This is a genomic window from Moraxella equi, assembly GCF_002027555.1.
Lineage (GTDB): Bacteria > Pseudomonadota > Gammaproteobacteria > Pseudomonadales > Moraxellaceae > Moraxella > Moraxella equi.
Genome location: NZ_MXAP01000047.1, coordinates 52,596 through 65,037 on the forward strand (window position 1 = coordinate 52,596; position 12,442 = coordinate 65,037).

Below are 12,442 nucleotides of genomic sequence, written 5' to 3' on the forward strand. Positions count from 1 at the left end.
TCATCTCATCATCGGTGGGCGGTTTTGACGTTGTCCGCCTTGACCTGTTTGACTTGCTTCGCCAATCACGACTTTATCGCCAGCGTTTAGCCCTGATTTGATTTCGGCATTGACACGGTTATTTAGCCCTACTTGTACGTCTACAGGCTTGGCAATGCCGTCCGCCCCAACCACTTGCACGCTGTATTTGCCCCTGCCCTCTTTTAGGGCAGATGACGGTATGGTAAGTACGTTTTTGACTGAACTTGTGATGATATTGACCTGTGCGGTCATGTCAATGCGAAATTTGCGTTCGGCATTATCCACGTCCAAGTAGCCAATATAATACACCGCCGAGTCCGTGCTACTGGTCGTGCTGATGTTCTCAGGGGCGGGTTCTACGCCTGCCAGCGTGGTGTCAAACTGCTGCTGGGTATTGCCAATGATGTTAAAGCGAGCAGGCATACCTGCACTTACGTTTACCACGTCTGCTTCTGAGATTTGGGCGTTAATGCGGACACGGCTAAGGTCGGCAAGCGTGACAATGGTCGGGGCAGACTGCATGGCATTGACCGTTGTGCCTTCTTTTTGGGTAACGGAGACGACCGTACCGTCCATCGGGGCGACAATGGTGGTATAGCTTAAATCTTCGGTGGCAGTGGATAGGTCGTTTTGGGCTTTGTTAATGCTGGCTCGCTGGCTTTGGATGTTCGCCTGTGCGGTGGCAACGTCATTTTTGGCGTTTTGCACACCTGCCCTTGCCACGTCCACGTTGGCACGAGCGACTTCCACCGCACTTTGGGCGTCATCATAATCTTGGCGACTGATTGCATCAATTTGTAAAAGGCTCTCCAAACGAGCAAAGGACTGTTCGGCTTTTTTGAGTTCGGCAAGGCGAGCTTGTAGGGTGGCTTCTGAGCTTGCCACATTGCCTTGACTGGACGCCAGATTGGCTTGGGCTTGGGCAAGGCTCGCCTGGGCTTGTTGTAGATTAGCACCCGCATTGGAGACGGTGTTTTTTTGTTCCACTTGGTTGATTTGGGCAATCAAATCGCCTTTTTTGACTTCATCGCCCACGTCCACATACAGCTTGACAATCCGCCCTGACACCTGAGCCCCCACGTCCACGCTGTAAATGGGCTTGACTTTGCCTGATGCCATGACCGTGTTTTCAATGTCGCCCATGACCGCATCGGCGGTTAGGTAGGATGGTGGGGCTTCTTTGGGCTTAAAAAAATAATAGGCAAGGACAATCAGTGCAATGGCAATAATGGCAATGATAAGCCATTTTAGGGGGAATTTGGATTTTTTGGCGATGGACATGGTTTTTCCAAAAAAATAGCAGAATAGAGATTGATTTTAAAAAAATTGGTATTTTTAAAAATAGGTAAATGGTTAATTAATGTTAAACTTCCTGCAAAACTAGGTTTTTCGTTCGCCCTGAGCTTGTCGAAGGGTGGCGGAAAACCGTTATGGTTCGACAGGCTCACCACGAACGGTTTTCCTTGTTTTTAGGTTTTGCAGGAAGTTTAATGGGTAAATGGTTAATTAATATTGATAAAAAAATAAAGTTTTTAAATTTGACATGGTTAATGATAGGGTTGCAGAATAAATAACAATTTGCCCTATGTTATGATTGATTTTTAAACAATTCATTTACTTCTAATTTTGTCAAATTTACATTTGTCTTAAAAAATCTAAGTATAACCAACGCAATTTTTAAAAACCCAGCAGTCATTATAAAATTTTTGTTTTAAACAACAATTAAACCCTAAGTATTTTTTATAAATTTTTATGGTGAAATGGTAACGTTTTGTAATTAATGATGTCCGCCATTTACCCTTGCCTTGCCCCCACCCCACACACCGACAGCACCAAATCGGTCAGCAGTTGCCACACGTCTTTACCGCTCACGCCCTTGATTGCCTTATCAATGGCATAGACATCGGACAGCCACCGTCCGCCCTGCCCGTGCAGTCGCCGTGCCGTCTGCTCGTAGATGTATGCCTTGCTTTGCCAAATACCCAGCTCGCTTGGGGCTTTACCTGCCTGAATTTGCAGAATCAGCCGTACATCTTTGGCAATCGCCCACAGTACAATGCTTGGGGCGGTGTCGGTGCGTTTTAGGTGATGTAAAATAGCAAGGCTTTTTTGAGCATCTCCTGCAAGTATGACATCCGACAGATGAAACACGGTAAAATCCGCCCCGTCCACAAGCGACCGTTCTAGCTCGTCCACGCCAATCATCTGTCCATGCGTGTATAAAAAGGACGTCCGCCACAGGGTCTGATATGCCGACAACAGATGATGTTCGGTGTGCGATAGGAGCATTTGCCACGCATCAGGGCTTAGGATTAGCCCCAGCTCTTGAGCTTTGGCGGTCAAAATGTCGGTACGCACTGACTCATTATAGACATTGCCGTCAATGATAAGCCCTTGATTATCAAAGAATTTTAGGGCTTTGGTGGCAAGTGATTTTTTGTCTTGCTTGGGCAGGCACCAGATGAGATGATTATGGCTATGCCCGCCTGCCACGTCATCAGCAAAGGCAGTAAGGCGAGCGATTGCCTTAGTGTCGGGCTTGTGATTGCCTGTAACTATCAAGGCGGTACTGTCACCAAACAGCGATAAGTCATTTAGCTCAGCGACCACGTCCAGCCATGATTTGGCGGACGAAAGCTCTATGCGTTTGATGAGTTGGTTATTTGCCGACCATTGGGGGCGACAGGCGTCAATGAGCCATTGGTGCAGAAGTGGCTCATCACTGTGCATGACCCACAGCCCCTGTGTGGGCGTGGTGTTGTCGTTTTTGAGATGATGAAAAAGCGGTAAAAATCGCTGTTGCACGGTCTGCTCGCTTAGCGTGCCATGGCTCGGTAACGCTCGGCAATGCGTTCGCCTAGTTGGTCATAGAGCCAGCCCCTACTCTCTTCGCCCTGCTGGTCAAGCGTTACCACACTCGCTTCGTTATATTGATAGCTTTGCTCCACTTGCATGGGGGCGGTGGTGGTTTTTGTGCCAACGGTGATTTTGACGTCCGCACTTAGCGCCAGACGAATCTCGGTCAAAGTGCCGACCAACTCATAACGGCGAAACCGCAAGTTATCTACACGGATTTGGTTGGTGCTAAGCCCTGTTTTTAGGTGCATAAGCTCCAAATGCTTGGTCATGGCTCGTTTTAGGTGCAAGTTTTCCTGGCTGTCATCTAGGCTTAACTGCACGGTCTGATAAGCAGGGGCTATCTGCAAGCTCTCGCCTGTCCCACGCAAGGCAAATCCGCACCCCGATAAAGTTAGGGCAGATAAGACGGCTAATGCTAACAATGGAGCGGTTAAAAATTTTGGCATGGTTGTCCTTTTTATATCATATCAAATCACTTCACAAAATACGCCACACCAAAACCCACCCAATAAATCGCCACTGCCAAAATCACCGCCGTAATTACGCTTGCGATATTACGCACGACAGGCGGGGCAATGCTGGTTTGGGTGGTGTTTTCATCACGCACAGTGCTTTCGCTTTCTGCCTTTAAATAGCCCAGTCGAAGCACGGCATGAATGACGATAAAGACGGCAATGACCGCCCAATGAATTTGCAAAAATCCCACGACCAGATTGGCTAAAATGGCAATGTTAGATAATAGGCTAAACAGTTTGGTTTTTGGCATAATAAATCATGTAATGGATAATTTTAATAAAATGGATTGGACGTGTGGGGCAAATTATTTACCCCACACGTCCATTTAAACACAATCAAACAACCACACTCACAAGCTTATTTGGCACCACAATCACTTTTTTGGGTTCGCCTGTGATAAATTTGGCAACGCTCTCATGCGATAGAGCCAGTTGTTTAATGGCGTCGTTGTCCGTGCCTGTCGGTACGTCAATCTCGCCACGCACTTTGCCATTTACTTGCACCGCCATGACAATGCTGTCGCTCACGAGAGCCGATTTATCAAGCGTTGGGAAGGTAAGCGTGCGACTGTCAAACCCAAACACTTCTAGCAAATGCTCGCCAACGTGCGGAGCGTATAGTGATAGGATTGTCAAAAGCGTAATAATCGCTTCATGACGTACCGCCAAATCGCCACCGTCTGCTACATCAAACGCTCCAATGTCATTGGCAAGCTCCATAAGGGACGATACAGGCGTGTTCAGAGCCAAATGCTCGCCCAAGGCGGTGTCAATTCTGGCAATGGTTTCATGGGTCTTACGGCGTAGGGCTTTGGCGGATTTGGATAGGCTGTGGTTTGCCACATCTAGGGCGGATTTATCCACGTTACCAATCGCAGTCAAATGCTCATCGGCAAGTCGCCATACTTTTTTGACAAAATTATAAGGACCTTTTAGGGCAGAGTCTGACCATTCTAGCGTTTGGTCAGCAGGGGCGGTAAACATGGTGTACAGTCGTACTGTGTCCGCTCCGTATTCGCCCATGATGGTCTGTGGGTCTACACCGTTGTTTTTGGACTTTGACATTTTTTCAATTTTGCCAATGGTAACAGGCTCGCCGTCCGCTATCAGCACCGCTTCGTTGCCACGCACTTCCACTTCATAAGGGAAATAGTAGGTTTTTGAGCCGTCCGCTTTTTCACGATAAAACGTCCCTGCCAGCACCATGCCCTGAGCCAGCAAGCACTCAAACGGCTCACTACCGCCAACCAGGCCTTCATCACGCATGACTTTATGGAAAAAGCGAGCGTACAATAGGTGCAAAATGGCGTGTTCAATACCGCCCACATATTGATTGACCGACAGCCATTTGTCCGCCCCTTGTCTGCCGACCATTTGGGTGTCATCGTGGGGCGTGGTAAAGCGTTGGGCGTACCAACTACTCTCCACAAAGGTGTCAAAGGTATCGGTCTCACGCTCGGCAGGTTGTCCGCATTTTGGGCAGGTGCAGTTCACAAATTCGGGCAGTGATTTTAAAGGATTGCCACGACCGTCAGGCACGACATCGGTAGGTAGCACCACAGGCAAATCACTCTCAGGCACAGGCACCGTTCCGCAGTACTGACAGTTAATCATCGGAATCGGACAGCCCCAGTAGCGTTGGCGGGACACGCCCCAATCACGCAGGCGGTATTGAATGGTGGCGTTTGCCTTATCGCCCACGACTTCTAGGATTTTGGCACTCGCGGTGTCTTTATCCATGCCGTCAAGTACGCCAGAGTTTACGCATATGCCATTTTTGTCGCTATACCAGTCTTGCCATGCGTCTGTACTGTATTCTTTGCCTTTAAAATCAATGACTTGCTTGATTTCTAAATTATACTTTTTGGCAAATTCAAAATCACGCTCATCATGAGCAGGCACGCCCATGACCGCCCCCGAGCCGTAGCTCATCAGCACATAGTTGGCAACCCAAATCGCCACATCATCGCCCGTTACAGGGTGTTTGGCAAATAGCCCTGTATCCATGCCCACTTTTTCGGCTTTGGCAAGCTCGCTTTCGGCAACCGAGCCTTGTTTGCACAACCTGCAAAATTCGGCGATTTTTTCGTTTTGGCGAGACGCATATTGGGCAAGCGGATGCTCTGCCGATACCGCAAGATAGCTTACACCCATGATTGTATCAGGACGGGTGGTAAAGACGGTGAGTTTGTCTGCTTGACCGTCTAGCTCATAGGTAAAATCAAGCTCCATGCCATGACTTTTGCCAATCCAGTTGTGTTGCATGGTTAGGACTTGTTTTGGCCATTTGTTTTCTAACAGTTTTAAATCGTCAAGCAGTTCGTCCGCATAGTCCGTGATTTTAAAAGAATACATCGGAATATCACGTTTTTCAACGACCGCCCCCGACCGCCAGCCACGACCGTCTATGACTTGTTCGTTGGCAAGGACGGTGTTGTCCACAGGGTCCCAGTTTACGGTGGATAACTTTTTATATACCAAGCCTTTTTTGTAAAGCTGTAAAAATAGCCATTGCTCCCATTTATAGTACTCAGGATTGCAAGTGGCGAACTCACGAGACCAGTCAATGGAAAGACCTAGCGATTTTAGTTGCCCACGCATATGCTCGATATTGGACATCGTCCACGCATGGGGGGCGACTTCGTTGTCAATGGCGGCGTTTTCGGCAGGCAAGCCAAAAGCGTCCCAGCCCATCGGCTGCATGACATCATAACCCTTTTGGCGGTAGTAGCGAGACAACACGTCCGTAATGGCGTAGTTGCGAACGTGTCCCATATGGAGCTTACCGCTTGGATAGGGGAACATGGAGAGCATATAGCGGGTGGGTTTGCCATTGTCGTTATTGTCGGTGTGGTAGCGGTTATCAGCTTGCCATTTGGCTTGCTGGGCTTGTTCAATGGCTTTAAAATCGTAATCGTTTAGGCTCATGATGGGCTAACTCAAAAATAAAAAATTTAACACGCTATTATAGCCGATTTTTGTTATAATTTGCCAATATTTTGTAAAGCGAGACACCCCCATGACGACCATTTATGGCATAAAAAACTGCAACACCATGAAAAAAGCATTTGATTTTTTAAATCAAAATGGCATAACTCATGAGTTTTTTGATTATAAAAAGTCGGTATTAAGCCAAGATGATTTTGAAAAATTTGTGGCAACCTTTGGCGAAAAAGTCATCAACAAGCAAGGCACAACTTACCGAAAACTAGATGACACCGCCAAAACCGTGCTAGCGGGTGGCGATGTTTCCGCCATGTATGAGATAGTCAAGGACAATCTTAGCGTCTTAAAACGCCCGATGATAACGGGTGATGGCGTGGCACTGATTGGTTTTGATGAGAGCGAGTGGGGTGGGGTGTTTGGGGTGTAGTGGTTTAAATTTGGTTTGTTAATTCATCATACCTTTGGGTAGATTGTAGGGGCAAATCACATTTGCCCTTTAATAAAGGGTTGATTTTTGGGCGAATAAATTACCTTTACAACCCAAAAAATAATTACCCGACAATCATAAATTACCACTTTAAATTAAGGTTGGACGTTATGTATTTTTAGATAACACTTTATGGATGGTCGTCTATGCACAATAGGATTAATCATTTCTTTTAACGCATGAATACCGTCAAAAAATCCTTGTTTGACATACGTTAATTCCCATACATTATTACTGATAAAATTAAATTTGATTTTATTATTAATAATGGTTATGCCAGTGAAAAAATCTGTATGATACGCCAATCCCAACCACAAACCATCCATAATCAATGAATTTTTAACATCAATCAAATAAATACTCAGTATTTCTTCAAAGGGACAATCATAGGTTGCAAACAAAATAAACTTATCCACATCTACTTGTACAACATCTCTTAGGTGGCATTCATCAATAAATATATCAATGGGCTGGTCATTAACCAAGATTTGTGATTTGGATTCTTTATGATTATCATCGTCATGTATTAATTGAGCGGTAATGTGATACACAATTTTCATAACTCATAAATCCCTTACAGCCAATAAATGGTAGCTTCCCCAAGCCAATCTTGATAATCAGACGAATAAACTGCCTTTATGTATTTAAATTTTAAAACTATTCTAATTTTATAAAAAGCATTTTTAATAAAATTAGAAAAATTTAAAATCAATTTAACCCAATCTTATCATTTATCATCACTCTCCTTGCTCTCCATTTCCTTTGGCTTGACTGTCTCACTATTTGCTTTTTTCTAAATGGTCTATTGTAAAACGGCTTAAACACCTTTTTATAAAATAGAGCAGCAACAACAAGTCCCAAAGCAAACGCCCACAAACTTGCCAGCCACAAGATAAATTCTAAGAAATACAGCCAACCTGTACCGATACTTTGGACAAAGCGATGACCAAAATTCGCCCGCTCGTCTTTGGCGATATACGCCTGTGTGTCGGGCATGACCGATTCAAAAATTTGCGGATTTTGATAAAAGGCAAGCGTTATCGTGCTAAATGCCACTTGCTCGGCAAGAGCCTTGCGGTCAAGCTCGGCAAGGGTTTGGCGGTATTTTGAGCCTGTCATCTCGCCCACATGAGCCGATTTGTCCGCCAAATCGTCCGTTTTGGTGGCATCAAGCTCACCCAGTTTGGTTTGGCGTTCGGCTTCTATTTGAGCGTGTAGGGCGTTACGTTGTAAATCTAGGGCGACATCAGTGGCGTTAAATTCTTGACCGTCCAAAAATACCACTTGCCCTTGCACCCCCTTTAAGAACTCGCCCACATTCGCCTTAGGGATACGCACCGTCATCATGCCATGACGCACAAAATGGGTTAGCACTTTGAGCCGCTCGCCCCCAATCGGATAGCGGTGTGTGTCGGTGGTGTTGTTATAAATCTTGGACGTTTGGATATATCCGCCCGTTTGCAGAGTTAGGCTTTCTAACTGGTCTTTGGTGGCAACCACGTCTTTGACGGCAAAGTTTACGTCCGCCTTGATGATAAAGGCTTTGTTTGCCAAATGAGCCTGCTCGCCTTGGGTGGTGGCTTGACTGTCAAGAGCAGGATTGGCAGGGTTTGAGTTGTCAGGATTTAGACCGTTTGGGTCGTCCGTACCAGCAACGCTTGCCATATCCACACTTACCACATCAGAGCTTACTGACTGATGAGACATCTCGCCGTCATGGGGCTTAGAGCAGGCGGATAATAAAGCGATAAAGACGATAAGGGCAAGGGATTTTTGCATGGGGATTTCCAAACGGGTTTGGGCTAATATAAATGATTATTCTTTTTAAAGCAAGTTTTACGCATAAAAAACAGCTTGATGACCGTCTTTTATACCACTAATTATCCCTTAAAATCTGCGTCCCCACACCCTCATCGGTAAAGATTTCAAGCAAACAAGCGTGTGGCACTCGCCCGTCCACAATGGTCGCACTTCTAAGCCCTGCCTTGACCGCATCCAGCGCCCCTGCGATTTTGGGTATCATGCCCCCGCTGATTGTGCCGTCAGCGATGAGATTATCCACATCGGTGGGGGTCAGCGAGGTAAGGACACCGCCATCTTTGTCTAGCACGCCTTTAATGTTGGTGAGCAGAAGTAGGCGTTCGGCATTTAAAAACTGGGCCACACGGCTCGCCACTAGGTCGGCATTGATGTTGTAAGTCTCGCCATTTTCGTCCACACCAAGTGGAGCGATGACAGGGATAAAATCGCTGTGGATAAGCATATTGATGACATCTGTATTGACATCGGCAACTTCGCCCACGAAACCCAAATCAATGAGGTTTCCGTCTTTGTCGGTCATGGCAAGTTTGGTTGCACGGATAAGGTTGGCGTCTTTGCCTGTCAGACCGATGGCTTTGCCACCATGTTTGTTGATGAGGTTGACGATAGACTTGTTCACGCTACCGCCCAGTACCATTTCCACCACGTTCATCGTGTCTTTGTCGGTTACTCGCATACCGTCAATGCGGTCGGATTCACGCCCAAGCTCGTTCATGAGATTGTCCACCTGCGGACCTCCGCCATGCACCACCACAGGGTGAATGCCCACCGTTTTGAGTAGGACAATATCACGGGCAAAGGAGCTTTCTAGCACAGGGTCAGTCATCGCATTACCACCATACTTAATCACGATAAGCTTGTCCTTATAACGCTGGATATAAGGCAAAGCGGTGGTGATGACCTCGCTTGTATGTTTGGCTTCGTCTAATGTTAGGGATTTGTGTTGCATATTTTTTCCTTGTTTAAGGTCGGATCCAGTAACGCTCTATGTCGTAAGTTCTGTTGGGGGTGTGTATGGTTAAGACATTCTCTAAGACGCCACCTTGTTTTAAAATCACCTTTTTTGAGGCGATGTTACCAGTTTCACAGGTAACCAAGATGTCAGCGACATCAAGCTGGCGTAAGACATCAATGGCAAACGCCAGCATCTTTGTGGCGATACCTTGTCCTTGAAAATCTGGGTGTACGCTATATCCGATGTGTCCGCCACGCTGCACCAGAATGTTGTTTAGATGGTGGCGCAAATGCATGATGCCCACTACGGCATCGTCTTGTAATGCGATTGCTGTCCGCCACTTTTTCATAGTCAAACCAATTGGTGCCAGATGGGGCGTTGATATAATTTAGCCAACCGACAAAGCCGCCGTCAGTAAAGGCGTTTAGCTCATTTGAGCCGTGCATGGCAGGGCATTTGGCATTGAATGCTTGGCGAAAGCTTAAGATGCTTGCTTGATCGGCGATGCTTGGCTTCTTAAATGTCAGCTGCGTCATTGCTTATTTCACCCCAGAGCTACCAAACCCACCCGCACCACGCTCACTGTCATCGCTAAACTCATCGACAATCTCAAAGCTTGGACGCACCACAGGCACGACCATATACTGAGCCATGCGTTCGGCAGGATTTAGGGTAAAGTCGGTCTCGCTTCTGTTCCACACTGACACCATAAGCTCGCCTTGATAGTCAGCGTCAATCAAGCCTACTAAATTGCCAAGTACAATGCCATGCTTATGTCCTAGCCCTGAGCGTGGCAAAATAATCCCTGTAAAATTGGGGTCTTTGATATATATTGCAAGCCCTGTGCCGATGAGTCTGGTCTCGCCAGCTTTGATAACCACAGGTTCATCAATGCATGCCCTTAGGTCTATGCCTGCCGAGCCGTCTGTGGCTCGGGTGGGTAGGGGAAAGGCAGGGTCAGAGCCGATTTTTGGGTTTAGGAGTTTGACTTGGACAGATTGCATAAGATTGCCTTTTAAATAAATCAATTTCATCAATGATTGGCTAATTTTAAGCAACTGCCCCCAAAAAAGCAATGCCAAAGCCCCAAAAGCCTTTTATTTTGTTAAATTTTTAAAAATTTCATAAAAAAACGCTTGACGTATCAAAATTTCCATGTATAATACGCACCACGTTTAGTGATAAGGGTCGTTAGCTCAGTTGGTAGAGCAGTTGACTTTTAATCAATTGGTCGCAGGTTCGAATCCTGCACGACCCACCATTATCCTAGATGACCGAATAAGCCTTGTGCTTAGCGGGTCGTTAGCTCAGTTGGTAGAGCAGTTGACTTTTAATCAATTGGTCGCAGGTTCGAATCCTGCACGACCCACCATTCCCCAATAGCTCAGTCGGTAGAGCATCGGACTGTTAATCCGTGTGTCCCTGGTTCGAGCCCAGGTTGGGGAGCCATATTTAAAAACCCTTTTCTATTTTAGAAAAGGGTTTTTGCTTTTCATTTTTGGTTATATCATTAGTTGCTTGACACCATGGGCATGATGACACAGACCACACCACCATGCCCACACCCCATCACCAATCATTTGCGGTTACTTGGCACTGCCACCGACCTTGACGGATGTCTTGATACTTAGCCATGTCTGTCTTTGCCATCTTGTTGGGCTGGTTTGATACCCAATGATACCGATAGACTTTATCATCTTTGGCGTGAAATTCAGACAAATGCTCAGGTTTAACCGTATAATAATCACCGTTTTCATGATAATCAAACGCATCCAAATCCCACCCATACGACTGATCATCACTCATCAGGATGTCTATTTGATTAAACCCATTTAGCAGGATAAAATTAGGGTCGTTTAATTTTTCCACAATAGGATTGCCGTTATCATCAAAATATTCATCAATAAAATCAAGCTCGCTCTCATCACGGCTCAGATACGCTCGCCCTACTGTCTCATCCGCCCCATCTTGTATAAAATAAATCCGCCCATTATCAGTCATCAGTTTATAACTAAAACTTTGGCTAAATCGCTCTCGTTTGGCACCATACATGACAATGATGTCATTATGACCGCTCGGAATATCATTTTGCCATGCATAGCTCTCTTGGTGCTTCCTGCCATCTTTACCCACTTCATTCATGTTAGCATAAAACTTCAAGGTATTGACATCATTACCATAACACAGATAAGCGCTACCGCCAGAGACGTAATTTGGCTCATCATCATTAATTTGTAATAAAAAACCATCTTCATCACTTCGCCCCTTGATATGAAGACGTGTGCCATCTTGATAACGGTTATGCCTACTCATCACGGCAAACACAGAAGGCTTGTCCATCTCAATAGACATCACATCATCCGCAAGCTGATAACCGCCAAACGCCACCATGCCCACCGCGCTTATCATCACACGCTGATTGGGCAAAAGACACATCATGCTCTGATAAGGCTTGTCTTCGTCATGTTCTACACAACCAATCAGCTCATCAGCATTTGGGTGGCTGTTTGCATAAGCACAAGCACTCATAAACATCATCAAACAAAGCAACCATCTCATCAAAGCACCCCTACAACCCCAACATCTTGGTTATCACGCTATAATGATCTTCAAACATCATACGCCCATCAAGCTTGCCAAGCGGCAACCAAAACGCAAGGCTGGCATCATCGCCCCCTGCCACATCGGGGAGCTTATCGCCTGTCAATTCAAAATAGAACACCGTCGTTACCGTCCGTCCACGAACCGAACGGTCAGGAGCGTCAAAGGTATGACTTGCTTTTAGGGCATTGGGACTGATGATAAGCCCTGTTTCTTCTTGTATACCAACCGAACCCA

Annotated in this window: 13 protein-coding genes, 3 tRNA genes and 1 pseudogene; 4 read left to right on the forward strand and 13 right to left on the reverse strand. The window is 46.1% G+C overall.

Annotated features, from left to right (window positions below; all coding sequences use genetic code 11):
* From B5J93_RS05015 to leuS, 5 genes are all read right to left on the reverse strand, one after another.
* On the reverse strand, positions 1-1,302 hold the full coding sequence (locus tag B5J93_RS05015) for an efflux RND transporter periplasmic adaptor subunit (RefSeq protein ID WP_079325151.1): 1,302 nt from the start codon (positions 1,300-1,302) through the stop codon (positions 1-3).
* A 513-nt stretch (positions 1,303-1,815) separates the two neighbouring features.
* A complete protein-coding gene (gene holA / locus B5J93_RS05020) occupies positions 1,816-2,826 on the reverse strand; it encodes a DNA polymerase III subunit delta (RefSeq protein WP_079325153.1) in 1,011 nt (336 codons plus the stop codon).
* A gap of 11 nt (positions 2,827-2,837) precedes the next feature.
* Positions 2,838-3,326: an LPS-assembly lipoprotein LptE gene (locus tag B5J93_RS05025; protein WP_079325155.1), complete on the reverse strand. Its 489-nt coding sequence runs from the start codon at positions 3,324-3,326 to the stop codon at positions 2,838-2,840.
* A gap of 26 nt (positions 3,327-3,352) precedes the next feature.
* On the reverse strand, positions 3,353-3,646 hold the full coding sequence (locus tag B5J93_RS05030) for a hypothetical protein (protein WP_078274011.1): 294 nt from the start codon (positions 3,644-3,646) through the stop codon (positions 3,353-3,355).
* An 85-nt stretch (positions 3,647-3,731) separates the two neighbouring features.
* Complete coding sequence (gene leuS, locus B5J93_RS05035; protein WP_079325157.1) at positions 3,732-6,323, reverse strand: leucine--tRNA ligase; 2,592 nt, start codon at positions 6,321-6,323, stop codon at positions 3,732-3,734.
* Between the two features lie 91 nt (positions 6,324-6,414).
* Here leuS and B5J93_RS05040 point away from each other — a divergent pair, with 91 nt between their 5' ends.
* Positions 6,415-6,768 (forward strand): ArsC/Spx/MgsR family protein, encoded by a 354-nt coding sequence (locus B5J93_RS05040; protein ID WP_079325158.1) that lies wholly within the window; start codon positions 6,415-6,417, stop codon positions 6,766-6,768.
* 155 nt (positions 6,769-6,923) lie between these two features.
* On the opposite strand, the gene B5J93_RS05045 is transcribed toward B5J93_RS05040, so the two are convergent.
* The 6 genes from B5J93_RS05045 to dut all read right to left on the reverse strand — a co-directional run bounded on the left by B5J93_RS05045 (position 6,924) and on the right by dut (position 10,608).
* The gene (locus B5J93_RS05045; protein WP_079325159.1) at positions 6,924-7,388 is read right to left on the reverse strand and encodes a hypothetical protein; all 465 of its coding nucleotides are present in this window, start codon (positions 7,386-7,388) and stop codon (positions 6,924-6,926) included.
* A 148-nt stretch (positions 7,389-7,536) separates the two neighbouring features.
* On the reverse strand, positions 7,537-8,607 hold the full coding sequence (locus B5J93_RS05050) for a DUF4349 domain-containing protein (protein ID WP_079325160.1): 1,071 nt from the start codon (positions 8,605-8,607) through the stop codon (positions 7,537-7,539).
* Between the two features lie 97 nt (positions 8,608-8,704).
* Positions 8,705-9,598, reverse strand: a complete 894-nt coding sequence (gene argB, locus B5J93_RS05055) for an acetylglutamate kinase (protein WP_079325161.1) — start codon at positions 9,596-9,598, stop codon at positions 8,705-8,707.
* Positions 9,599-9,611: 13 nt separating this feature from the next.
* On the reverse strand, positions 9,612-9,899 hold the full coding sequence (locus B5J93_RS05060) for a GNAT family N-acetyltransferase (protein ID WP_265734203.1): 288 nt from the start codon (positions 9,897-9,899) through the stop codon (positions 9,612-9,614).
* Positions 9,838-10,140: a hypothetical protein gene (locus B5J93_RS13765; protein ID WP_167432570.1), complete on the reverse strand. Its 303-nt coding sequence runs from the start codon at positions 10,138-10,140 to the stop codon at positions 9,838-9,840. The genes B5J93_RS05060 and B5J93_RS13765 overlap by 62 nt, the downstream gene beginning before the upstream one ends.
* A 3-nt stretch (positions 10,141-10,143) precedes the next feature.
* Positions 10,144-10,608 (reverse strand): dUTP diphosphatase, encoded by a 465-nt coding sequence (dut, locus tag B5J93_RS05065; protein WP_079325170.1) that lies wholly within the window; start codon positions 10,606-10,608, stop codon positions 10,144-10,146.
* A 181-nt stretch (positions 10,609-10,789) separates the two neighbouring features.
* Between dut and B5J93_RS05070 the strand changes: the two genes are divergently transcribed.
* The 3 genes from B5J93_RS05070 (at position 10,790) to B5J93_RS05080 (ending at position 11,053) form a co-directional block, all read left to right on the forward strand.
* Positions 10,790-10,865: transfer RNA gene (locus B5J93_RS05070), tRNA-Lys, on the forward strand.
* Between the two features lie 35 nt (positions 10,866-10,900).
* Positions 10,901-10,976 (forward strand) — tRNA-Lys (locus B5J93_RS05075).
* A gap of 1 nt (position 10,977) precedes the next feature.
* Positions 10,978-11,053 (forward strand) — tRNA-Asn (locus B5J93_RS05080).
* Between the two features lie 120 nt (positions 11,054-11,173).
* Here B5J93_RS05080 and B5J93_RS05085 read toward each other — a convergent pair.
* The gene (locus tag B5J93_RS05085) at positions 11,174-12,163 is read right to left on the reverse strand and encodes a hypothetical protein (protein ID WP_079325163.1); all 990 of its coding nucleotides are present in this window, start codon (positions 12,161-12,163) and stop codon (positions 11,174-11,176) included.
* A gap of 10 nt (positions 12,164-12,173) precedes the next feature.
* Positions 12,174-12,442 (reverse strand): annotated as a pseudogene (locus B5J93_RS13480) (bifunctional nicotinamide-nucleotide adenylyltransferase/Nudix hydroxylase); the annotation flags it as partial.